The sequence below is a fragment of the Mycobacterium sp. NGS57 genome (genome assembly GCF_059812405.1).
The window spans coordinates 102600-126947 of record NZ_JCALCP010000010.1 but is presented as its reverse complement, the minus strand read 5'-3'; the positions used below and the strand labels follow the sequence as shown (position 1 = coordinate 126947).

Annotated in this window: 16 protein-coding genes and 1 riboswitch; of the genes, 8 read left to right on the top strand and 8 right to left on the bottom strand. The window is 69.7% G+C overall.

Annotated elements, in window-relative coordinates; translation table 11 throughout:
• Nucleotides 1-9 precede the first annotated feature (9 nt).
• A riboswitch (cobalamin riboswitch) is annotated at nt 10-221 on the top strand.
• Nucleotides 222-360: 139 nt separating this feature from the next.
• On the top strand, nt 361-2628 hold the full coding sequence (gene metE / locus AC5Y43_RS19705) for a 5-methyltetrahydropteroyltriglutamate--homocysteine S-methyltransferase (protein ID WP_499975180.1): 2268 nt from the start codon (nt 361-363) through the stop codon (nt 2626-2628).
• Here the strand turns inward: metE and AC5Y43_RS19700 are convergent.
• Both AC5Y43_RS19700 and AC5Y43_RS19695 read right to left on the bottom strand, forming a co-directional pair.
• A complete protein-coding gene (locus AC5Y43_RS19700; protein WP_499975178.1) occupies nt 2625-4358 on the bottom strand; it encodes a DUF3556 domain-containing protein in 1734 nt (577 codons plus the stop codon). The two genes, metE and AC5Y43_RS19700, sit on opposite strands and share 4 nt — an antisense overlap.
• Nucleotides 4359-4586: 228 nt before the next feature.
• Nucleotides 4587-5270, bottom strand: coding sequence for a potassium channel family protein (locus tag AC5Y43_RS19695; protein ID WP_499975383.1), 684 nt, complete (start codon nt 5268-5270; stop codon nt 4587-4589).
• A 116-nt stretch (nt 5271-5386) separates the two neighbouring features.
• Between AC5Y43_RS19695 and AC5Y43_RS19690 the strand changes: the two genes are divergently transcribed.
• Nucleotides 5387-6883 (top strand): potassium/proton antiporter, encoded by a 1497-nt coding sequence (locus AC5Y43_RS19690; protein ID WP_499975176.1) that lies wholly within the window; start codon nt 5387-5389, stop codon nt 6881-6883.
• Here AC5Y43_RS19690 and AC5Y43_RS19685 read toward each other — a convergent pair whose 3' ends face one another.
• On the bottom strand, nt 6884-7558 hold the full coding sequence (locus AC5Y43_RS19685; RefSeq protein WP_499975174.1) for a GntR family transcriptional regulator: 675 nt from the start codon (nt 7556-7558) through the stop codon (nt 6884-6886).
• Nucleotides 7559-7621: 63 nt separating this feature from the next.
• Between AC5Y43_RS19685 and AC5Y43_RS19680 the strand changes: the two genes are divergently transcribed.
• The 3 genes from AC5Y43_RS19680 to AC5Y43_RS19670 are packed head-to-tail and all read left to right on the top strand — an operon-like array spanning nt 7622 to nt 11095.
• A complete protein-coding gene (locus AC5Y43_RS19680) occupies nt 7622-8986 on the top strand; it encodes an LLM class flavin-dependent oxidoreductase (protein ID WP_499975169.1) in 1365 nt (454 codons plus the stop codon).
• Complete coding sequence (locus tag AC5Y43_RS19675; RefSeq protein WP_499975165.1) at nt 8979-10163, top strand: CaiB/BaiF CoA transferase family protein; 1185 nt, start codon at nt 8979-8981, stop codon at nt 10161-10163. Before AC5Y43_RS19680 ends, AC5Y43_RS19675 begins: the two co-directional genes overlap by 8 nt.
• Before the next feature lie 17 nt (nt 10164-10180).
• Entirely contained in the window at nt 10181-11095 is a 915-nt protein-coding gene (locus AC5Y43_RS19670; RefSeq protein WP_499975163.1) for an HpcH/HpaI aldolase/citrate lyase family protein, read from the top strand.
• On the opposite strand, the gene prpD is transcribed toward AC5Y43_RS19670, so the two are convergent.
• Entirely contained in the window at nt 11092-12588 is a 1497-nt protein-coding gene (prpD, locus tag AC5Y43_RS19665; RefSeq protein ID WP_499975161.1) for a 2-methylcitrate dehydratase PrpD, read from the bottom strand. The genes AC5Y43_RS19670 and prpD overlap by 4 nt on opposite strands.
• A 117-nt stretch (nt 12589-12705) precedes the next feature.
• On the opposite strand from prpD, the gene AC5Y43_RS19660 reads away from it, so the two are divergent.
• Entirely contained in the window at nt 12706-14115 is a 1410-nt protein-coding gene (locus AC5Y43_RS19660; protein ID WP_499975158.1) for an FAD-dependent oxidoreductase, read from the top strand.
• A gap of 63 nt (nt 14116-14178) precedes the next feature.
• A complete protein-coding gene (locus AC5Y43_RS19655; protein ID WP_499975157.1) occupies nt 14179-15552 on the top strand; it encodes a flavin monoamine oxidase family protein in 1374 nt (457 codons plus the stop codon).
• A 4-nt stretch (nt 15553-15556) separates the two neighbouring features.
• Here the strand turns inward: AC5Y43_RS19655 and AC5Y43_RS19650 are convergent, their stop codons facing one another.
• The 4 genes from AC5Y43_RS19650 to AC5Y43_RS19635 all read right to left on the bottom strand — a co-directional run bounded on the left by AC5Y43_RS19650 (nt 15557) and on the right by AC5Y43_RS19635 (nt 20644).
• A complete protein-coding gene (locus AC5Y43_RS19650) occupies nt 15557-16918 on the bottom strand; it encodes an HNH endonuclease signature motif containing protein (protein ID WP_499975156.1) in 1362 nt (453 codons plus the stop codon).
• Between the two features lie 139 nt (nt 16919-17057).
• A complete protein-coding gene (locus AC5Y43_RS19645) occupies nt 17058-17804 on the bottom strand; it encodes a methanethiol S-methyltransferase (RefSeq protein WP_499975154.1) in 747 nt (248 codons plus the stop codon).
• A 45-nt stretch (nt 17805-17849) separates the two neighbouring features.
• A complete protein-coding gene (locus tag AC5Y43_RS19640; protein ID WP_499975152.1) occupies nt 17850-18866 on the bottom strand; it encodes a PPE family protein in 1017 nt (338 codons plus the stop codon).
• Nucleotides 18863-20644 (bottom strand): PPE family protein, encoded by a 1782-nt coding sequence (locus AC5Y43_RS19635; RefSeq protein ID WP_499975151.1) that lies wholly within the window; start codon nt 20642-20644, stop codon nt 18863-18865. Before AC5Y43_RS19635 ends, AC5Y43_RS19640 begins: the two co-directional genes overlap by 4 nt.
• A gap of 354 nt (nt 20645-20998) precedes the next feature.
• Between AC5Y43_RS19635 and AC5Y43_RS19630 the strand changes: the two genes are divergently transcribed.
• Entirely contained in the window at nt 20999-24247 is a 3249-nt protein-coding gene (locus AC5Y43_RS19630; protein ID WP_499975149.1) for a LuxR C-terminal-related transcriptional regulator, read from the top strand.
• Nucleotides 24248-24348 lie beyond the last annotated feature (101 nt).

The window sequence follows — 24348 nt, the reverse complement described above, 5'->3', positions numbered from 1 at the left end:
GCTGCGCTACGCAGCTGGTCTGCCGTCGTCCCTGGCGCCGGCATCGAGCGAAGCACGTTAGGCATGCATCGCAAGAGGGAACCCGGTGAAAATCCGGGACTGTCCCGCAGCGGTAAGCAGGAACGACCGCCGTCACCAGCACTGGTCACCCCGACCGGGAAGCGACGGCCACTAGGAGCACCACGGTGCGCGCCTGCGAGTCCGAAGACCTGCCGGCTGTGCCGGGCGCGCCGCGTCCGGCGGCTCATCGCCTCGTGGAATGGGCGGGTGGCCGAGGCCGTTGCGGTTTAAGACACCGCATCGCGGATCGGCTGTGCGTCCGTTGGCGGTGACCACTCCGTCGATCTGAAGGACGACAACGTGACCGCTCAACCATTCACCGCGACCGTTACCGGCTCCCCCCGCATCGGCCCGAACCGCGAACTCAAGCGCGCCACCGAGGGCTTCTGGGCCGGGCGTACCGACCGGGCCGAACTGGAATCCGTCGCCGCGACCTTGCGTCGCGACATGTGGTCCCAGCTGGCCGCCGCCGGACTGGACTCGGTGCCGGTGAACACCTTTTCCTACTACGACCAGATGCTCGACACGGCGGTCATGCTCGGCGCGCTGCCGGCGCGGGCGCAGGGAGTCCCCGACGAGCTGGACCGCTACTTCGCCCTCGCGCGCGGAAACAAAGACGTCGCGCCGCTGGAGATGACGAAGTGGTTCGACACCAACTACCACTACCTGGTTCCCGAGATCGAGCCGGCGACCCGGTTCACGCTGAACCCGGCCAAGGTGCTCGCGGAGTTGACGGAGGCGCTGGGGCAAGGGATTCCGGCACGTCCGGTGATCATCGGGCCGATCACCTTCCTGCTGCTGAGCAAGGCCGTCGACGGCGCCGGCGCGCCGATCGACCGGCTCGAAGAGTTGGTGCCGCTCTACGCCGAGTTGCTCGCGCTGCTCGCCGAGAACGGCGCGCAGTGGGTGCAGCTCGACGAGCCGGCGCTGGTGACCGACATCTCCGCGGACGCGCCCGCGCTGGCCGAGGCCGTCTACAACAAGCTCGGCGCGGTGCGCAACCGCCCGGCCATCCACGTCGCCACCTACTTCGGCGACCCGGGCGCATCCCTGGCCGGGCTGGCCCGCACGCCGATCGAGGCGATCGGCGTCGACCTCGTCTACGGCGCCGACACGGCCGTCGCAGCGGTTCCCGAGCTGGCCGGCAAGGCCCTGGTGGCGGGCGTCGTCGACGGGCGCAACGTCTGGCGAACCGACCTGGACGCGGCGCTGGGTAAACTGGCGCCGCTGCTGAATTCGGCTGCTCAGGTGGCGGTTTCGACGTCGTGCTCCACCATGCACGTGCCGTACTCGCTGGATCCCGAGACCGGCCTGGACGAAGCGCTGCGCAGCTGGCTGGCTTTTGGGGCCGAGAAGGTCGGCGAGGTGGTGACGCTCGCCCGCGCGCTGCGCGAGGGGCGCGACACGGTCGCCGACGAGATCGCCGCGTCGAACGCCGCGGTCGCCTCCCGCAAGAGCGACCCGCGGCTGCGCAACGCCGCGGTCCGCGACCGGATCGACTCGATCGTCGCGTCGGGCGCCCAGCGCGGCGACGCCGCCCAGCGCCGCGCCAGCCAGGACGAGCGGCTGCACCTGCCCCCGCTGCCCACCACGACGATCGGCTCGTACCCGCAGACGTCGGCGATCCGCAAGGCGCGCGCGGCGTTTCGGGCCGGCGACATCGACGAGGCCGAATATGTCGCCAAGATGCGCCAGGAGATCGCCGACGTCATCAAGCTCCAGGAGGAACTGGGCCTCGACGTGCTGGTGCACGGCGAGCCGGAGCGCAACGACATGGTGCAGTACTTCGCCGAGCAGCTGGAGGGCTTCTTCGCCACGCAGAACGGCTGGGTGCAGTCCTACGGCAGCCGCTGCGTGCGCCCACCGATCCTCTACGGCGACGTGTCCCGTCCCCACCCGATGACCGTCGAGTGGATCACCTACGCCCAGTCCCTGACCGACAAGCCGGTGAAGGGCATGCTGACCGGCCCGGTGACGATCCTGGCCTGGTCGTTCGTCCGCGACGACCAGCCGCTGGCCGACACCGCCAACCAGGTGGCGCTGGCCATCCGCGACGAGACCGTGGACCTGCAGGCCGCCGGGATCGCGGTCATCCAGGTCGACGAGCCCGCGCTGCGCGAGCTGCTGCCGCTGCGCCGCGCCCAGCAGGACGACTATTTGCGTTGGGCCGTAGGCGCTTTCCGGCTGGCCACCTCCGGCGTCGACGACTCGACGCAGATCCACACCCACCTGTGCTACTCGGAGTTCGGTGAGGTGATCGGCGCCATCGCCGACCTCGATGCCGACGTCACCTCGATCGAGGCGGCGCGCTCGCACATGGAGGTGCTCGACGACCTGAACGCGGCGGGCTTCGCCAACAGCGTCGGCCCCGGCGTCTACGACATCCACTCCCCCCGCGTGCCGGGCACCGGCGAGATGGCCGAGTCGCTGCGCGCGGCGCTCAGAGCCGTACCGGCGGAACGGCTTTGGGTCAATCCCGACTGCGGGCTGAAGACCCGCAACGCCGACGAGGTGACCACGTCGCTGCAGAACATGGTCGCCGCTGCGCGCGAGGTGCGGGCGGGCTAAGGCTGAGCAGACGACACCACCTCGACCGGGACGTCGTCGGCCCAGGGCTGGCGCGTCACCATGTCGGCGACCCGCACGACGCCCCGCTCGAACTCGCCCGTCGCGGCGTCCACCAACCGGTAGGACTGGGTCTGCCTGTGGATGGGCTGCGCGTCGAGCAGGACGACGCGCACCTCGCCCGGCTCGAAGTGGCAGCGCTGCTGCATCGCGGCGATGAGTTGCTCGTTGTGCATGTGGCCGTCGCCGAAGTTCCAGCCGATGGCGGTGCTGCAGATCCGCTCGCCGTCGGTGATGACGTAGTCGTCCTCGTTCTGGCCCGCCATCGCGCGGTGCGCCAGCGTGAACAGCGCGCGGCCGTGGGTGTTGAACCCGCGGAACGCATACCCCATGTAGACCGGGATCTGCGCGGCCTCCGGGCTGCCGTAGAACCGTTCCAGCTGGGCCTGCGGCATGCTGGCGATCGCCACGATGCCCCGGCCGATCTTCTCGTTGGCGGACGGCTTGATGCACCACAGCGTGGTGTCCCAGTTGCCGGCGTAGTACCGCATGCCCGGCAGGAACGAGATCTTGCGGGGAAACATGTTGCCCAGCAACACGATTCCCGCGATGACCACGAACAGGATCGCGACCAGCACCGGGTGCCTGAGGTCGGCCAATCCCAGCCGGGCGTGGGCGACGAACAACGACAGCACGCCGAAGATCATGAACACGTTCCACTCCAGCGGCACCCCCATCGGGATCGACACCAGGATGCCGAGGTGGAAACACACCATCACCAACGCGGCCACCGCGATGGGCCACCCGCTGTGGCAGAAGAACAGCGGCAGCGGCACCAGCATTTCGATGGCGGTGCTCATGTGGGCCAAAAACCGCGACAACCTTCCGGGCCGCAGGTCGTCCGGGAAGCTCTCGAAGAAGCGCCGTTTGAGCCCGCGCGGCCGCACCAGCGGGTTGTTGGACATCATCGTGGAAATGACGAACGGGAAGTGCTTGTTGAGCTTCGACGTCGCGGCGCCCATCCAGATGACCAGGAACACCACCTTCGACCCGACGATCATGTCGACACCGCCGAACAGGAACGTCACCGCCATCGTCGCGTAGACCTCGCCGCGGGCGGCCAGGAAAATCACCTTGTCGCGCAGTCCGAGCACGCCGAGGATCAGCAGGATCAGCACCACCCGCCCGCTCGGCAGCAGCCCGACCGTGGTGCCCAGCTCGGGCACCGGACCGGTGCCGTCGGAGAACAGCGCCCACAGCGTCGCCACCAGCAGCGCCGCGTACAACAGCACGTCCACCGGCCGTCGCGCGGTGCCCTTCGTCAGGGGGACGCGGCCCGGCCACGGTGGCAACCGGATGGTGCCGAACCGCAGCCAGTACAGGATCGAGCCCAGCGGCGGGAAGAAGCGGTTGTTCAACGGGCCGAAGCCACACCCCAGCCCGACCACCTCGAACAGCATCGTGTAGAGCACGACCTTCTCGAAGACGATGGGCTCGGACCACCAGTGCGCGACGTTGGTGAACCCGCCCAGTCCCGCGGTGGCCGAGGCGAACAGCCACCCGCCGAGGATGTAGAGCAGGATCTTGGCGACGTAGAACAGGTGCAGAACGAGCGGCGTGCCGAAGCCCACCTCGGCCCAGTGCCGGGCCATCGGCCGGATCTTCTCGCTGCGGGTGCCCTTGCTCCACTCGGCAAAGTCGACCTGGGGCAGTTCGGGCTTGAGAAATCCCATGGTTTGACAGATTAGAACGTGTTCTAGGCGGGCGGTATCGGCTGGGGGGTACTTCACCCGGTGTCGCACGGACCGACGCGCCCGGACCGGGCGATTCCTGCACCGTCCTGCACGCCACGAGGACGTCAACGGTCGCACGACGTGGTACAACCCGACGATGACCGGCGCCCACAACCTGGTGTGGCAGTATGGTGCGATATCCCGAATCCAATTGCGGCAACCGATATTTCATTGAATGCGCTGACCGGTCGGGGCGCCGTCGACGATGACGGCCCGGATCTGCCTCTCGGCGGCACTGCCGGCGACAAAGAACATTTCGTCGCCGGCCTCGAGCATGTCGTCGGGCGGCGGGAACATGACGCTGTCGCCACGCAGCACGGTGATCAATGCGGCGTCCTTCGGCAGCGACAGATCACAAATCCGCTGGCCCACCAGGGGGCTGTCGGTCGGCAGAGTCAGCTTCGACAGGTTGACTTGACCACCCGCGAGGCCCATCAATTGCACGAGGTGGCCGACATCGATGGCCCCCTCGACTCCGGCGATCATGGCGCGCGGCGTGGAGACTGCGACGTCGACACCCCACGCCTCGGTGAACAGCCACTCGTTTCGCAGGTCGTTGACGCGGGCGACCACCCGGGCAACGTCGAACTCGGTCTTGGCCAGTAGCGCCGCCGCGAGGTTCACTTTGTCATCTCCGGTGGCTGCGATGACAACTTCACACATATCCAATCCGGACTCTTGCAGTGAAGCCAACTCGCACGCGTCGGCGAGTAACCACTCCGCCTCCGGAACGGTATTCGGTTGGTAGTGGTCGACTTTGCGCTCGATCAGCAAGACCCGGTGGCCCGCCTCGAGTAGCTCGCGCGCGACGGACCGTCCGACCGCGCCCGCGCCGGCAATCCCGATCCGCACCATCCGCCTCCCGATGCCGTTTCAGCGTGGACCACGGCTGTCACTAGCGTTACGACTGACCAACCCGCACACAACCCACCTTGCTGGGCCGAGCCGCGGCCGAACGGCGATAAAAAATGACCTTGCAGCAGCTGTACGTGACGCTCCTCATCGGTGGGCTCGTGCTGCTGGCCAGTATTGTCGCCACTCGCGCGGCCGCAAAGGTCGGGTTGCCCAGCCTGCTGTTGTTCCTCGCAGTCGGCGTCGCCCTGGGCAACGACGGCCTCGGGCTGGAGTTCGACGACGTCCAACTTGCCAGCGCCCTCGGCACGACGGCACTGGCCGTCATCCTGGTCGAAGGCGGCCTGACGACCCGTTTTGCCGACATACGCAAGCTGTTGGCACCCGCGGGTGTTCTGGCCACTGTCGGGGTGGGCGTCAGCATGGTGGTCACGGCTGCGGGCGCGCACCTGCTGCTCGGCATGAATTGGCAACTGTCGTTGCTGCTCGGTGCCATCGTCTCGCCAACCGACGCCGCGGCGGTGTTCTCAGTCCTGCGTGTCCTGCCGTTGCCGAAGCGCATCGCCGGGCTGCTCGAGGCGGAGTCCGGATTCAACGACGCCCCCGCCGCCATCCTCGTGCTCATGTTCAGCACCACGCCACTGACACTCGCGCCCGGAACCGCCGTGGCCGACGTGGGATACGAATTGGTCGTCGGCATTGCTGTCGGATTGTTCAGCGGTCTGCTCGGTGCAATCGCACTGCGCAGAGCGGCGCTGCCCGCTTCCGGCCTCTATCCGCTGGCCGCATTCGCGCTGGGCATGGTGGCCTTCGCCGCGGCGGCCAGCGCTCACGCCAGCGGGTTCATCGCCGCGTATCTGTCTGCAGTGGTGTTGGCGAATTCGGGGTTGCCCCATCGTTCTGCCACCCGGTCCTTCGCAGAAGGACTCGGCTGGCTCGCCCAGATCGGGCTGTTCGTCCTCCTCGGCCTGTTGGTGAGCCCGCGCCAGCTTGGTGGCGAACTGGTGCCGGCCATCGTCACGGGGGCAATACTGCTGTTGCTCGGTCGGCCGCTCTCGGTTTTGATCTCCCTCGCGCCGTTTCGGGTGCCCTGGCGCGAGCAGGTGTTCCTCTCCTGGGCCGGTTTGCGTGGCGCGGTCCCGATCGTGCTTGCGACATTTCCCATCGTCGAAAACGTTGCGGACAGCTACCGCCTGCTCAACATCGTGTTCATCCTCGTCGTGGTCTTCACCCTGGTCCAGGGTCCCGGGTTGAGCCTGATCGCCCACCGGATCGGGCTGATCTCCGGTGAGGCCACTCGGGAGATCCAGGTGGAGGCGGCGCCGCTGGACGTATTGGAGGCCGAACTGTTGACGATGACCGTGTCGCCCCTGTCCCGGCTGCACAACGTCTCGATCCTGGAATTGCGGTTACCGGACCCCAGTGTCATCACCCTGATCATCCGGAAGGGGCGCACGTTCGTCCCCCAGCCCCACACCCGCATCCAGGCCGGCGACGAACTGCTCATCGTCACCACACCCAAGATGCGCGCCTCCACCGAGCGCAGACTCCGTGCGGTAAGTCGCCGCGGCAAACTCGCGTATTGGTTCGACGAGTATGGCGAGCCCGACTGATTATTGCTGCACAGGCGTAGCCAGGCCATCTGCGCGCTGCTCAAGCCAATCCACAAGGGAGCGGCCGGCTTCGAGCACGTGGCGCTCCGCGATCGAGCGGGCACGCTCGCCGTTTCCGTCGCCCAGCGCGTCCAGCAATTCCTCGTGCTCGTTGAGCGACTGCCGCTCGTGATCGGGAAACAGCGTCAAAAAATTCGTCGGCACCACGTGCGCGGCCTGCCTGATCTGGGCGAGCAGCCGCGGCGAATGCGCGGCGCGGTGAATGTCTTGATGGAACAGCCAATTCGCCTCGCCGATGCCCTCGTCCCCCGATCGCGAGGCGACGTCGGCCGCCAGCTCGCGCAGCCGGCCGAGCTCGTCGGGGGTCACGCGTTCGGCGGCCCAGGCGGCGGCCTGCCCGGTCAGCACCCCCAGGATGGTGAAGCTGTCCAGCACGTCGCGGGAGCTGACGCCGATCACCGTGATGCCGCTGCGCGGGGCGACGCGAACCAGGCCCTCGAAGGACAACTCCAGCAGGGCTTCGCGCACCGGGGTGCGGCTGGTCGCGAACTCCTCGGTGATGGCGTCCAGGTCGAGTCGTGTCCCGGCGGGCAGCGTGCCGGTGAGGATGCGGTTGCGCAGCTCACGGGCGGCACGCTCGCGCACCGTCGCGGCGATGTCGGCGACTCCGGGCATGGTCAGGACTTTACACGGCGCCCTTCATTTGAAATCTGATATATCAGATGTTAGATTTCAATCATGGGTACGCGGACCGACAAGATGGCGCTGGTCGCCTTCATGCAGGCGGGCAGCACGTCCGTCTACGCGGGCTCGTGGCGGCATCCCGCCACCGAGCACCGCTATCTCGACGCCTCCTACTACGCGAAGATCGGCCGCCAGCTCGAAGAGGGCTGCTTCGACCTGATGTTCTTCGACGACCGCCTGGCGATGCCGGGCGTCTACGGCGGCTCGGTGGCCGACGCGGTGAGCTACGGCGCGCGACCGGTCAAGCTGGACCTCAACGTGATCCTGGGGGTGCTGGCCCAGGCCACGTCGAAAATCGGTCTCGGGGCGACGTATTCGACGACGTACTACGCGCCGTTCCACGTCGCCCGAAGCTTCGCCACGCTGGATCACCTGTCCGGCGGCCGGGCGGCCTGGAACGTCGTCACCTCCGTCAACGACAACGAGGCGCAGAACTTCGGCATTGATGCCCACCTCGGGCACGACGAACGCTACGACCGCGCCGACGAATTCATGGACGTGGTCACCGGCCTCTGGGACAGCTGGGAGGACGACGCCGTCGTGCACGACCGGGGGGCCGGGCGCTACGCGGACCCCGCCAAGGTGCACGAACTGGGCCACTCCGGCCGCTTCTTCTCGGCGCGCGGCCCGCTGACCGTGCCGCGGACCCCGCAGGGCAGGCCGGTCATCATCCAGGCGGGCTCGTCGGGCCGCGGCCGCGAATTCGCTTCCCGCTGGGCCGAATTGATCTTCACCGGCGACCCCGGGATCGAGGTCGCGCGCAACCACTACGCCGACCAGAAGGACCGCATCGCCGACGCGGGCCGCGATCCTGCGGCCGTGCGCATCTGCCCGATGGCCTACGCCGTGGTCGGCGAGTCCGAGTCCCACGCCAAGGACCGCGAGGCCATGTTCCTCAACGACCTGGTCCATCCCATGGCATCGCTGACGCTGTTGTCGGAATTGATGAATTACGACTTCGCGCAACACGATCTCGACGATCCGGTGACCGACGAGCTGCTCGCCTCGGTCTCCGGTATCCGCGGTCTCGTACAGAACCTGCGCGCCCATATCGGCGGCGACACGGTGACGCTGCGCGACCTGGCCAGCCACCGCGCCACCCTGCTGCAGGGCCCGCGCTTCGTCGGCACCGGTGAGCAGGTCGCCGACCAGATGGCGGAGTGGTTCGAAACCGGCGCGTGCGACGGGTTCGTCTTGGCCGCAACGCATCTGCCCGGCGCCTTCGAGGACGTGGTGCGCATGGTGGTCCCCGAGCTGCAGCAGCGCGGGCTGTTCCGCACCGCCTACGAATCGTCGACCCTGCGGGGACACCTTGGGCTGCCACGGCCGTCGAACACCCGGGTGGGCGCCGGTGCTTGACGGCCTGCGAGTGCTCGACCTCGCCACGCTGGCCGCCGCTCCCCTGGTGGCGACCTACCTGGGCGAGTTCGGCGCCGACGTGATCAAAGTCGAGGAACCACAACGCGGCGACCCGATCCGCGGGTGGGGACACCAGCGCGACGGCATCGGCCTGATGTGGAAGTCGATCTCGCGCAACAAGCGGTCGATCACGCTGGACCTGCGGTGCGCCGACGGCCAGGCGCTGGCGCGCCGGCTGGTCGAGCACGCCGACGTCGTCATCGCCAACACCCGCCCGCAGACGCTGCGCGCGTGGGGCCTGGACTACGACAGCCTGCGCGCGGTCAACGACCGACTGGTGATGCTGCACATCACCGGCTACGGGTTGAGCGGGCCCAAAAGCGAACGCCCGGGCTTCGGCACGCTCGGGGAGGCGATCAGCGGCTTCGCGCACCTCACCGGCCAGGCCGGCGGGCCGCCCACGCTACCGCCGTTCATGCTGGCCGACGGCGTCGCCTCGCTGAACGCCGCCTACGCGGTGCTGATGGCGCTGTATCACCGCGACGTCCACGGCGGGCCCGGGCAGCTGATCGACGTCAACCTCGTCGACCCACTGGCCCGGCTGCTCGAGCAGACGCTGTTGGGCTATGACCAATTGGGGCTGGTGCCCGAGCGATCCGGCAATCGGTGGGACATCTCCGCGCCGCGCAACACCTATCGCACCGCCGACGGACGGTGGCTGGCCATGTCGGGCAGCTCCCCCGCGCTGGCGCTGCGGGTGTTCAAGGCGATCGGCCGCGACGACCTGCTGGCCGACGCCGACTTCTCCGACCCGCAGCGACGGCTGGCGCGGGCCCGCGAGGTCGACGACGCGGTCGCCGATTGGGTCGCCGGCAAGACGCTTTCGGATGCCATGGCGGTCTTCGACGTCCACGAGGTGGCCGCGGCACCGGTGTACGACGTCAGCGACCTGGTCGCCGACGAGCAACTCGCGCACCGCGAGGTGTTCGTCTCCGTCGACGACCACCAGCTCGGGACGATGACCGTGCAGGCGCCCGTGCCGCGGTTCTCGGCCGCCGCGGGCACCGTCGCCCACCTGGGGCCGCGCCTCGGCGAGCACAACGCCGAGGTCTACGGCGGCCTGCTCGGCCTGAACTCCGACGAACTCGACGACCTGCACGCCCGAGGCGTGTTGTGAGAGAGGGAAATTCATCGATGACGCATCTTCTCCGCCGCTCCGAGCTCGCCGTGCCGGCGAGCAACGACAACATGTTCGACAAGGCCGCCGGGTGCGGTGCCGACCTGGTGTTCCTCGACCTCGAGGACGCGGTGCCGGCGGCATTCAAGGAGGAATCGCGCGCCAAGGCGATCACCGCCCTGAACGACATCGACTGGGGCCGCACCGCACGGGCGGTGCGGATCAACGGCCTGGACACCCCGTGGTGTCACGACGACCTCATCGAGGTGGTGACCAGGGCCGGTGACAACCTCGACACGATCATCATCCCCAAGGCCCGCCGGGCCCGCGACGTCTGGTGGGTGGACGTGCTGCTCACCCAGCTGGAGGCCAAACTCGCCCTGAGCCAACACATTCGGCTCGAGGTGCTGATCGAGGAGGTGGAGGGTCTGGCCAACGCCGAAGCGATCGCGGTGGCCAGCCCCCGGCTGGACGCGTTGATCTTCGGCGTCGGCGACTTCTCGCTGTCGCAGGGCGCCCGGGTGGACACCAACTTCGTCCCCCTCGGCGACTACCCCGGCGACTTCTGGCATTACGCGCGCAACAAGGTGATCGTCGCGGCGCGCATCGCCGGCGTCGACGCGATCGACGCCCCGTATCCCGACTACCGCGACCTCTCCGGATACGAGCGCGACGCGCGGCGCGCCTCGCTGCTGGGCTACACCGGCAAGTGGGCGATCCACCCCGATCAGGTGCCGGTCGCCAACGCGGTCTACTCGCCGACCGCCGACGAGATCGCCCGCGCCCAAGGCAATCTCGCCGCCTATCGGGAGGCCGAGACCAACGGGCGCGGCGCGGTGGGAGTGAACGGTGTCCTGGTCGACGCCGCACACGTCAAGATGGCGCGGGAGGTGCTGGCGCGCGCCGCATCGATCGACGGCGGCGCCGGCTAGAAGATGCCCGGCGGGATCGTCGGCGCGGCGTTCAACACCCGCGGATCCACGATGATATTCAGCGCGTCAACGGCCCGAAGCGCCGAGAGGCCGTCGACCGCGGCCAGGAACCGCCGCTGCTCGGCGTCGGTGACGACGCCGTCGGCCAGCGCGGCGAACTTCGCGATGTATTCCCGGCGCCCAAAGGGCCTGCCGCCCAACGGGTGAGCATCGGCGACGGCCAGCTCATCGACGACCACCCTGCCGTCGTCGAGCGTGATCTCGGCGCGGGCGCCGAACGCCTTCTCCGCCGGGTCGCTGGAGTGGTAGCGGCGGGTCCACTCGGGATCCTCGACGGTGCTGATCTTGCGCCACAGCGCGATGGTGTCGGGCCGGTGGGCCCGTTCGGGTGCGTAGGAGCGCTCGTGGTGCCACGCGCCGTCCTGCAGCGCGACGGCGAAAATGTAAGGCAGTGAATGGTCCAGCGTTTCCCGCGACGCGCCGGGATCGAACTTTTGCGGGTCGCCGGATCCGGTCCCGATCACCACGTGGGTGTGGTGGCTGGTGTGCAGCACGACTTTCGCGATCCGGGCGGGGTCGCCGATGCGCCGCCGCATCCGCCGGGCCAAATCGATCGGCGCCTGACTTTGGTATTCCGCCGAGTGCTCCTTGGTGTAGCTGTCCAGGATCGCGCGCTTGGGTTCACCGGGACCGGGCAACGGCACGCGGTACTCGCGTTCGGGTCCGCCCAGCAGCCGGGCGATCACGCCGTCCTCACCCTCCCAGATCGGCGCCGGCGACCGCTCGCCGCGCATCGCCCGGTCGACGGCCTCGATCGCTACCTTGCCGGCGTGTGCGGGCGCGAACGCTTTCCAGCTGGAGATCGAGCCTTTGCGGGACTGCCGCGTACTGGTGCTCAGGTGCAGCGCCTGGCCGACCGCGTGATAGATCGTCTCGGTGTCCAGCCGCAGCATGGTGCCGATGCCGGCGGCCACCGACGGGCCGAGGTGCGCGACGTGGTCGATCTTGTGCTCGTGCAGGCATATTCCGCGGGCCAGGTCGATCTGGATCTCGTATGCGGTGGCCACGCCGCGGATCAGGTCGGCGCCGCGCACGCCGAGTTGCTGCGCCACCGCGACGAGCGGGGGGATGTTGTCGCCGGGATGCGAGTACTCCGCTGCCAAAAACGTGTCGTGGAAGTCGAGCTCGCGCACCGCGGCGCCGTTGGCCCAGGCCGCCCATTCGGCGGAATAGGTGCCCTCGAGGCCGAAGACCGCGGCCCCAGGCCGCGCGGGGTGGGCCAGCGCCTGCGCGCGGGCCACCGCGACCGGCCGGCGCGACACGGCCGCGGCGCTGACGGCGGCGTTGTCGATGATCCGATTCGCCACCATCTCCGCGGTTTCCGGCTCGACGGCGACCGGATCGGCGGCGACGTCGGCGATCTTGGCCGCGAGGTGCTCGGCGCGCGGGAAGTCGTCTGAGCTGCGCCGCGCCCGGACGGCATGCACGATCATGATCACCGCCGTGAAGCTTGCGTATGGGGTAGTGCACTACCCTATCGGCGCCCGGCGCGGCCCCGCATGCTGATCCGGAGTGATCTGAGCCCACGTTGCGCTGAAAGGTGTTTCGCGATGCCGGTATTGGGTGAGCGGGCGGTCGTTTTGGGGGCGAGCATGGGCGGGCTGCTCGCCGCGCGAGTGCTGGCCGAATCCTTCGGGACCGTCACGGTATTCGAGCGCGACGAGCTGGCCGACGACCCGGTCAACCGGCGCGGGGTACCGCAGGGCAGGCACGTGCACGCTCTGTTGCCGCGCGGCGCCCAGGTGCTCGATGAGCTCTTCCCCGGTCTCCTCGACGAGCTGGCCGCCGCCGGCGCCCCCGTGTGGGACGACGGCGACCTCACCAAGGGTCACTTCAGCTACAACGGCCACCGAGTGCTCCCGACGGGGGTGCTGGCCGGCGATCCTCGGGAGATGGCGCTGTACATGCCCAGCCGGCCGCTGCTCGAGTACCACGTTCGGCGGCGCCTGCGGCAGTTGGGGAACGTGACGATCCGCGCCGGCCAGGACGTCACCGAACTGATGTCGACCCCGGACCGCAGCCGCATCAGCGGGGTGCGGGTGACCAGCCGTGCCGGCGGCGCGCACGAGGAGTTGACGGCGGACCTCGTTGTCGACGCCATGGGCCGCGGCGCCCACACGCCTGCCCTGCTCGAGAGCCTGGGTTACGGGCGACCGGCCGAGGATCACATCACCATGCACACGACGTACGTCAGCCAACAGCTGCGGATTCCGCGCGGCACCCTGACGGAAATGCTGGCGCTCGTCAGCCCCGCGCCCGGGCGGCCCAAAGGCATGTTCCTCGTCGGCTACGAGCACGACACCTGGATATTCACGGTCTTCGCGCTCGCCGGGCAAGAGCCGCCGCGCGACCTGGACGGCATGCTGTCCTACGCGGAGGAGTACGGGCCGCCGCACTTGCTGGCGGCGGTGCGCGCCGGCGAACCGCTCGGGCCCGTGGTGCAGCATCGAATGCCGTCCAGCCAGTGGCGGCGCTACGACAAGATGCGCCGCCTCCCCGACGGCCTGCTGGCCTGCGGGGACGCGATATGCAGCTTCAACCCGATTTATGGGCAAGGAATGTCGGTCGCCGCGCTGGACGCCGTGGCGCTGCGGGACTGCTTGCGCCGGGGCGTCACCGACCTGCCCCGGCGGTACTTTCGCGCCACCGCCAAGTCGATCGGGGTGGCCTGGCGCACCGGAGCCACGTCCGACCTGGCGTTCCCGGAAGTACAGGGGCGACGGACCCGCTCGATGCGCATCACCAATCGGCTGGTGGAACGCGTGCTCGCCGCCTCCGAGTTCGATACCGCGATCGGCACGCAGTTCTTCCGGGTCACCGGGCTGCTCGATCCGCCCACCCGCCTGCTGCGCCCCTCGTTCCTCTACCGGTTAGCCGCCGTCAAACGCGTTGGCGCACAACTTCCCTCGCTGGCCTCGCCGGCCGTCGTCGCAGGCCGCGCCGACTCCCGGGCCGGTTAGCGCGCTCTGACGCTCCACCGGGTGTAGTTTGCTGCTGGGGCCCGACGAGCTAAGGAGCCAGCCATGCCAGAGGTCGATTACTGCGTGGTCGGGGCGGGGTTCGCGGGCCTGACAGCCGCCCTGCGACTGCAGCGGGCCGGTCGCTCCGTGGCCTTGCTGGAGGCACGCGACCGGGTCGGCGGTCGTACGTTCACCGAATACCGCCCCGACGGAACGTGGGTCGATCGTGGTGGCGCGTGGATCGGGCCGGGCCAGGATCGCGTCTACGCGCTGATGAACGAGTTCGGGGTGCCGGAGTACAAGCAGCACAACGACGGCGACTCCATGATGGTCGTCGGCGGGAAAAAGCACCGCTACGGCGGCACCATCCCCTGGACGATGAACCCCTGGACCGTCATCAACCTGGCCCTGGGCCTGCGCGCCGTGGAAAGCATGTGCAAAGCCGTTCCGCTCGAATCCCCTTGGGAGGCAGAGCGTGCCGAGGAGTGGGACCGCATCAGCCTGGGCGAATGGATCGAGAAGAACACCATGTCCAGGCAGGCCCGGGAGATGCTGGACATGGCACTGGCCGGCCTGTACACCTCGGCGGGGTCGGAGACGTCGTTGTTGTGGGCGTTGCTGCAGACGGGATCCGCCGGCGGCCCGACCTTCGCCATCTCCGGCAAGGGTGGCTCCCAGGACGCCCGCCCGGTCGGCGGGATGGGCGCGATCTATGGGCCGATGGCCGCCGAACTCGGTGACGCGCTGCACCTTTCGCAGCCGGTCCGGCAGATCGCCCAGGACGACGACGGCGTGACCGTCCGCGCGGAGGGCATGTCGGTGCGCGCCCGGCGGGTGGTGGTGGCGATCCCCTTGGCGATCGCCACGTCGATCGTCTACGAACCGCTCTTGCCGGTCGATCGGGCGTTTCTGCATCAGCGCATGCCCGGCGGCGCGGTCGTCAAGGTCTCGGTCGTCTACGACGATCCCTTCTGGCGCGCCGACGGATTGTCGGGCCAGTCGGCCGCGCCGGGATCCCCCGCGACGCTGACCATCGATGCCTGCACCGACACCGGCAGCCCGGGCGTCATGTGCGTCATCACCGAGGGACCCGCCGCGCGGCGACTGGGCCGGCTCGACGGGGCCGACCGCCGGGCGGTGGTCGTCGGCGAACTCGTCGATCGGTTCGGCGAGAAGGCGAACGGCCACCGCGAATTCCACGAGCAGAACTGGACCGTGGACCCCTATTCCGGCGGCGGCATGATCAGCCATGCCGCACCGGGTGTGCTCACCCAGTTCGGCTACACGCTGCGCGAGCCCTGCGGTCGCGTCCACTGGGCCGGGACCGAGAGTTCGGCGATCATGTGCGGCTGGGTCGACGGCGCGATCCGCTCGGGCGAGCGCGCCGCCGCGGAGGTGATGGCGCACGACGCCGCGGGCGCGGCGCTGCCGGCCTAACCCGCTAGGGGTCGTCGTCGTCTTCGTCGTGGCAGAGTCGTTCGGGGTGGTGATACGAATTGGTCCTCGGCTGTCCGTGATCCAGATGCGGTGGTGGTATCCATTCGGTGTGGCCGTGGGCGTTGGTGCGGGTGGTCCAGCCGTTTTCGGCCAGTCGGTTGTCGGGGCCGCAGGCCAGGGTGAGTTCGTCGATGTGGGTGCGGCGGGTGGTTTGCCAGCCGTTGATGTGGTGGACCTGGCTGTGGTAGGCCGGGGCGTCGCAGCCGGGCTTGGTGCAGCCGCGGTCCTTGGCGTACAACACGATCCGCTGGGCGGGGGACGCGAGGCGTTTGGTGTGATACAGCGCCAGCGCCTTGCCGTGGTGGAAGATGGCGAGGTAGTGGTGGGCGTGCTGCGACCACCGGATGACATCGGACATCGGTACTAGGGTTCCGCCGGCGGTCAGGGCTTTGCCGGCGGCGGCCTCGAGCTCGGCGAGGGTGGTGATCGCCACGATGCTCACCGGCAGCCCGTTGTGCGAGCCCAGATCGCCGGAGGCGAACAGCGCGCGCAGGGCGGCTAGGAATGCGTCGTGGTTGCGTTGGGCGGCGCTGCGGTGATCGCGGCGCACCGCGGCCTCGTCGGGGGGGTCGTCGACGACGGGGGTGTCGTCTTCGGGATTGCACGCCCCGGGGGCGGCGAGCTTGGCCAGCAGCGCCTCGATGGCCGCGCGCAGCTCGGGGGTGACTAGGCCGCTGATGCGTGAGAGGCCGTCGTATTCGGGCTTGCCGAACACGATGCCGCGCCGGCGCGCGCGTTCTTGTTCTGTGTAGGCGCCGTCGGGGTGCAGCCAGTCCATGATCCGCTGGGCGTATTTGGCCAACTCATCAGGCCGGTAGCCGCACGCTTTGCGGGCCAGGTCTTTGTCGGCGGCTTCCCGGATCGAGACGTCGACTTCGACGGGCAGGTGGTCGAAAAACCCGCGGATCACGCGCACATGGCCGTCGCCGATGAGCCCGTCGCGCTGGACGGCCGCGGTCGCGGAAAGCCGCGGTCTCAGCACCTGCCCGGTCAGGGCGCGGCGCACGCCCAAATCGGCGGCGTCGTCGATGCGCCGGGCGGCTGCGGCTTTGGTGATGCGCAGCCGGTCGGCCAACGCGCGGCGCAGCGTGCCGCCCAGCTCGGCCTCGCCGGCTTGGGCGCGGAGTTGGTTGATCAGCGCGTGCTGGGGGGTGCGCAGCCGGCGCGCGACGCGCTCGAGGCGCTCCAGCGCGCGCAGCCGCTCCGGGGTGGTCAAGGCGTCGAAGGACAGCTCGCCCAGCCGGTCCAGCTCAGCGTCGAGGGCGTCGAAGGCTTCGACGATCTGCTCACGACTGCTCGCGGTCATACCTCAAATCGTAGGGACGCCCACCGACAACAATCCCGGCAATGTGACCACTGAAACCGAAGTGACACAAGAAATTTCGCGCCTCCGAAGACCCGCGATTAGACGCACAAGCCCGGCGTACGGTTCCGTCCAATCCGGTCTAGCGCCGATCGAGTTTCTCGCCGGCGGCGTTCCACGGGAATCCGTTGTCCGATGAAGTCGGGTAGACCGTCGCCCGGCGCAGCACCGGAAACACGGTGCCGGACAGTTCGGCGACGACCGTGAGCGCCGATTGCCGCCGAAGCTCGCGTTCCTCCCGCCGCACGAAGGCCACGATGTATCCGGTGGCGGCTAACGCAAAGAGCAGGTGCCCGGCGGTCATCATCGGGGCGGCCCAGAACGCAGCAACGAAACCGGACATAACCGGGTGGCGCGCAGGCCAATACGGCAGCGGAGAACCGAAACCCGCTGCGCTGGACCGCTTGACGGCGCCGGCCATGACGACGACCCAGCCCAGCCAGAACACGCCGCTCAGCCCCAGCCCGGCCGCCGGCGCCGTCACAGACCACACCACCGCGGGGATCGTGCGCCACTGCCAATACAGCAGGAACAACGCGAGGCTCCCGAACAACACATAGGTGCTGTGTTCCAGCGGCTGCGCCACGGAGCTCGCCCACCACTGCCTGAAAACAGGATCCGCCATCACGCTCTGTTGGAACGCGAACAGGCCGAGCAGCAGCAGATCGACCACGACGGCCTTATGGAGCGGCGCCGAAGCCACCGCATGGTCGATGCAGCGCGGCATCGCGATGTTGCCCACGAAGCCGATCCCGCACAGCAGCGCGGCGCGAGACATCAGGTAGCAGAAGGCCCCGTAGCCTCTGACGGCGTTGTCCCACAGCGTCATATCTTTTCCTCCGGTCGGCAATCCCCTGCGCTGTGACAGCACGCCCTATCCGACCCCCGTCCGCGGGACCACGCTGGGCCGCGACTGCACCACGTGGTTGGGGCTCGCCCCACCGCGTCCCAGCACCGGCGCCCCGCCACCCATGCCGCCCATCGGCATCGGCATCATCGGCATGCCGCCCATCCCGGATCCGTATCCGCCCGCCGCACCGGGCATTGCGCCGCCCACACCCGACATCGCCGAACTGACCATCCGGGCCGGCATCGACCCCTGCCACGCCGGTGGCACCGACATCGCCCCCACGAGCCGCGCCCCGCCCAGGCCCGCCGACACGGCCGGACCCGGGCCGCCACCGCCGAGCGGCCGGAACCCGTTGTCGCTCACGAACTTCGGGGCATCGGCCGCAGCCAGCCCCGCCAGCCCCGTCGTGCCGGCGTTCGCCCCCTGGGCCAACGACAGGATCGGCGACATCAGCATGCTGACCGGAAGCGACGCGACCTGCGCCAGCGACGACAACGACTCCACCGGCACACCGGAAACCAGCGACTGCGCCGCGCCCGCGAGCGACGCCGCGACCGCCATCGCCCCGGACTGATAAACGAGCATCGCACCGACGTCCTGGGCCCACATCTCCAGGTACTGGAACTCGGCGGCCGCGATCGCCGGTGCGTTCTGGCCCAGAAAGTTGGTGGCCACCAACGACATCAGCTGCATCCGGTTCGCCACGACGGCCGCCGGGTGGACGGTCGCCGACCGTGCCGCCTCGAATGCCGTCGCCGCCGCGCGGGCCTGTACCGCGGCCGCCTCGGCCTGCGCCGCCGACCCCGCCAGCCACGACACATAAGGCGCGGCGGCGGCGGCCATCGCGCCGGACGCCGGACCCGACCACGGCCCGGCGGTCAACAAGGAGACCACCGCGGCGAACGACGACGCCGACGCCCCGAGGTCGACGGCCAGCCCGTCCCACGCCGTCGCCGCCGTGAACAACGGGCCCGTCCCCGCCCCCGCGTACATGCGCGCCGAGTTGACCTCCGGCGGCAGCAGCGAAAAGTCCGGTGTCACAGGAAGAATCCGGCCACCGCGTCGCGCTTGTTGAAGAATCCGGAGTCGTCGTTGCCGGAGTTGCCGATGCCGGAGTTGAAGACGTTCGAGTTGCCGATGCCGATGTTGTCGAAGCCGGTGTTGCCGATACCGGCGAGGAAGCTGCCCATGTTGCCGATGCCGACGTTGTTGCCGTTTCCCGAATTCCGGAACCCCGATTCGAAGGCGAGGCCGGTGTTTTGGAAGCCAGAGGTGTCGCCGCCCGAGTTGAAGAAGCCGGAGGAATCCAGGCCGGTGGTGCCGAACCCCGAGTTCTTGACGCCGACCGGCGTGATCGCGCTGCCGAAGCCGGTGTTCAGCTTGCCCGAGTCGAAACCGCCGGTGTTGCTGGCGCCCGAATTGCCCCATCCGGTGTTGATGTCGCCCGCATTGAAGTCGCCCGTGTTCAAGCTTCCCGCGTTGCCGCTGCCCGTGTTCTGGAAGCCGGAGTTCCCCATCCCGAAATTCTGGGAACCGCCGTTCGCCATACCCATGTTGTTCGAACCGCCGTTGCCGAGGCCGAAATTGGAAAAGCCGCCGTTCCACAAGCCGGTGTTGCCCTGACCCGTGTTGGTGAAGCCCGTGTTGAAGCTGCCCGAGTTGTCGATGCCGAAGCTGTGGTTGCCGGAGTTGAAGATGCCGACGTTGCCGGTGCCCGAGTTGAAGAAGCCGACGTTGCCGGTGCCCGAGTTGCCGAAGCCGATGTTGCCGATCCCGGAATTCAGTGCGCCGAAACCGATCTGGTTGTCGCCGGTGAGTCCGAACCCGATGTCGTTGTTGCCGGTATTGCCGAACCCCATGTTGTGGCTGCCCGTGTTGGCGATGCCGACGTTGTTGCTGCCCCGGTTGCCGACGCCCATGTTGGCGTCACCGCGGTTGCCGCTGCCGAGGTTGCCGTTGCCCAGGTTTCCGTTGCCGGTGTTGGCGTTGCCGAGGTTTCCGGCGCCGACGTTGCCGATGCCGGTGTTGCCGAAGCCGGCGTTGTTGTTGCCCGCGTTGCCGTTGCCCATGTTCTGCAGCCCGCGGTTGCCGCTGCCCATGTTGCCCATCCCGTTGTTGCCGTTGCCGACGTTGGCGTTGCCGATGTTGCCGCCGCCCACGTTGCCGCTGCCTTTGTTGCCGACACCCAGGTTGCCGCCGCCGGTGTTGCCGCCGCCGACGTTGCCGTTGCCAGTGTTGCCCGGGCCGAGGGCGAGGTTGGCCAGGGCCGCCTGCACCTGACCCAGCGGCCCGGGCAGAGTCTGCAGCGCCTGCGCCATCGGGGCCAGTTGCGCGGCCACCGCCGACGCTTCGCCGTGATAACCCACCATGGCTGCCACATCGGCGGCCCACATCTGCTCATACTGGGCCTCGGCCGCCGCGATCGCCGGCGCGTTGAGCCCCAACAGGTTTGACCGCACCAACGACACCAACTGGCTGCGGTTGGCGGCCACAGCGCCCGGATGCACCGCCGCGGCCACCGCCGCCTCGAACGCCGACACCGCCGCCCGCGCCTGGACCGCCGCCCCCTGCGCCTGCGCGGCCGCCGCCGACAGCCACCCCATGTACGGCGCGGCCGCACCCAACATCGCCCCGGCCGCCGGGCCCTGCCACGCCGCACCCGCCAGCCCCGACGTCACCGAGCCGAAAGAACCCGCCGCCGAACCCAACTCGCCCGCCAACCCGTCCCAGGCCGCCGCCGCCGCCAACATCGGGCCCGGGCCCGCACCCAGATAGACCCGCGCCGAATTGATTTCGGGCGGCAAAACCAAGAAGTTCACCGAGATATCCCCTCGTCGAGCACGCCCGGGGCCCGGTAAGCGCAGCGAATTACAAAAGCCCGGCCCTGACGTCCTTTTCCAAACGAGTCAAATATGGGGGGCGCCACGTCGAACTAACGTCGGTCGAAACGCGTAGATACTCGACATGAGGGGTCGTAAATGCGGCGCGGCGCGGGGTCGTAGGCCCGCGCCACGGCAAACGGCCGGCCGGCCGGGCCGCGAGCCCCTCCGCCGCCGCGGTGACCTCGATCTTTTTCGCTCGGTATCCGACCCACGGCGGCGGGCATGAGCGAAACTGATGTACGCGCGCAGAAAGGGCCACGCATCCGGCGTGGCCGTGGCGCGAGGGAGCTCATGCCCGCAGGAACAGTGACCCTGCTTCTCGCCGATGTCGTCGGCTCCGAGCGCCTGCGGGAGACCCAACCGGAGCAAATGACGGCCGCCCCCGCGCGGCTCGACCGCCGGGCCGTCGAGATCGTCTCCGCGCACGACGGCGTCCTGGCGGTGCAGCCGGGCGCCGACGCCGGGTTCGTGGCCGCGTTCGCGCAGGCGACCGACGCGGTGGCATGCGCCGTGGAGTTGCAGCGCGCAACGCCGGAGCCGGTCCGGCTGCGCGTCGGCGTGCACACCGGCGAGGTGCAGCTGGACGGCGCCGGCGCCTACGTCGGCGCGACCGCCGAACGGGCGGCGCACCTGCGCGACCTTGCGCATGGCGGTCAGATCCTGGTGTCCGGCGTCACGCGCGACCTTGTCTCCGATGAACTGCCGGACGGCGCCTGGGTGACGGACCTGGGCGCGCATCAGCTCGGCGGCCTGCCCCGCCCGGAACGGGTGGCGCAGCTGTGCCACTCCGACCTGGACGTCGAGTTCCCGCCGCTGCGCACGACCGGCAGTCTCGTCCCGCACGGCCTGCCGATGCAGCTCACCCGGTTCGTCGGCCGCGTCACCCTGACCAACGAGGTGGCCAAGGCGCTGTCGGAGAACCGGCTGGTGACGCTGGCCGGCACCGGTGGCGTCGGCAAGACCCGGTTGGCGGTGCAAGTCGCCGCGCAGGCGGCGGCCGAGTTCGACGGCAACGTGTGGTTCGTCGATCTCGCGCCCGTCACCGACCCCGAGGTGGTGCCGGTCGCGGCGATCCGGGCGCTCGGCCTGCCCGACCAGCCGGGCCGGTCGGCGACCGAAACGCTGGTGCGGTTCCTCGGCGACCGCGAGGTGCTGCTGGTGCTGGACAACTGCGAGCACCTGCTCGGCGTGTGCGCCGAACTGGCCGTCGCGCTGCTGGGGGCCTGCCCGCAGCTCACCATGCTGACGACCAGCCGCGAGCCGCTGGGGGTGGCCGGCGAGGTGACCTGGCGGGTGCCGGCGCTCTCGCTCGCCGACGAGGCGATCGAGCTGTTCGTCGACCGCGCGCGCCTGGCCCGGCCCGACTTCGGCATCGCCGTCGACGACAGCGCCGCGGTGCGGGAGATCTGCGACCGCCTCGACGGCCTGCCGCTGGGCATCGAGCTCGCGGCGGCGCGCGTGCGCATGATGTCGCTGGCCGAGATCCTCGACGGGCTGCGTAACCGGTTCCGGCTGGTGACCGAGGTTTCCGCCGGGACGCGCAGCAAACGGACGCTCGGCGAATCGATCGACTGGTCGCACGCGCTGCTCAGCGAGCCCGAACGCGTCCTGTTCCGCCGCCTGGCGGTGTTCCGGGGCGGGTTCGACCTCGACGCCGCCCGGGTCGTCGGCGACGGTGATCCGGCGCCGCAGCTGCAAGTTCTCGACCGGCTCGCCCAGCTGGTGGACAAATCCCTGGTGGTCGCCGAAAACGCCGGCGACCGGACGCGCTTCCGGCTGCTCGAGACGGTGCGCCACTACGCCAACGCCCGGCTGCAGGAGTCCGGCGAGGCCGACGAGGTGCACGCGCGGCACCGCGACCACTACGCGGCGCTCGCCGCCCTGCTGGACAGCCCCGCCGACGCCGACCACCAGCGCCGCCTCGAACAGATCGAGATCGAGATCGACAACCTGCGGGCCGCGTTCGAGTGGAGCCGCCACCACGGCGAGATCGAGCGGGCGCTGGAACTGACGTCGTCGCTGCAGCCGCTCTGGCAGACGCGGGGCCGCATCCAGGAGGGCCTGGCCTGGTTCGACGCCACCCTCACCGAACGCACCGCGCGGCACTCCGACGTCGCGGCCGTGGTGCGCGGGCGGGCGCTCGCCGACAAGGCGGCCCTCGACGCGTCGCGCAGCATCGCCGACAACCTCGAGCAGGCGCACCAGGCCGAGGAGGCTGTGGCCATCGCCCGCGAGCTGGGCGACCCCGCGCTGCTGGCGCGGGCGCTCACCGCCTGTGGCGCGATCGCGTCGTACAGCGCCGACGCGGCCCGCCCCTACCTCGCCGAGGCGATCGGGATCGCGCGCGAGCTCGACGACCAGTGGCGACTGACCCAGATCCTGACCTGGCAGGCCAACGGCGCTTTCTACGCGGGCGACCCGGTCGCCGCGGGCGCGGCGTCCCGGGAGGGATGCGCGCTGGCCGACGCGATCGGCGACCGGTTCGACGCCCGATCGTGCCGCTGGACCCTCGGGTTGGCGCAGCTGATGACGGGCGATCTGGCCGACGCCGTCGGGCAGTTCGACGCGGTGACCGCCGACGCCGACGCGTCGCACGACGTGCTGTTCCGGTGGGGCGGCCGGCTGAGCCTGAGCCTTGCGCTGGCGTTCCAGGGCCGGACCGAGGCGGCCGCGGCCGCGGCCGAGGCGTCGCTGCGGGCCGCCGCCGACCTGTGGCCGTACAACGAGGGATTCAGCTATGCGGTGCTGGCCACCGCGGCCGTGGCCGGCGGCGACGTCGCGGCGGCGGTGAGCGCGTGCGAGGCGGCCCAGCAGCGGCTGAGCGTGCAGGGCGAGCTGGGGGCGGCGATCGTCAACCCGATCGCCGAGGTCGCCCTGGCGCGCGGCGACCTGGTCGAGGCCGGCCGCTGGGCCGACCAGCAGGTCGCGGCGTCGGCGGGCTGGCACCTGGCCCGTGCGCTGACCACGCGGGCGCGCATCGCGCTCGCCAAAGGCGAGCCGGACCAGGCCGACCGCGACGCCCACAAGGCGCTGGCCTGTGCGGCGGAGTGCGGCGCGCACCTGGCCGTCCCCGATGTCCTCGAGTGCCTCGGCCGGCTCGCCGCCGACGGGCAAGGCCATCGCGACGCGGCGCGGCTGATAGGCGCGGCGGACACGATTCGGCGGCAGATCGGTGTGGTCCGCTTCGCCGTCCACGACGCCGATCACGAGCGGGCGGTCGCGGCGATTCGCGGCGCGCTGGGCGATCAGGCCTTCGATGCCGCGTGGGCCGAGGGGGCCGGCCAGTCGCTCGAGGAAGCCGTCGCGTATGCGCGGCGCGGACGCGGGGAGCGCAAGCGACCGAGCAGCGGCTGGGCGTCGCTGACCCCGACCGAGCGGGACGTCGCACGCCTGGTCGCCGACGGCCTGGCGAACAACGAGATCGCCGGCCGGCTGTTCGTGTCCCGGCGCACCGTGCAGACGCACCTCACCCACGTGTACGCGAAGCTGGGCATCTCCTCCCGCGTGCAGCTGGCCCAGGAAGTGGCCGCGCGCGGCTAGCGCTTGGCGGCCCTGCGTACGGGCCACGGAAAATCTACGACCCCCCTACGCGCGCAATCTACGAGCTATGACCGACGTTCGTCGGCGCGCCGCCCCGCATC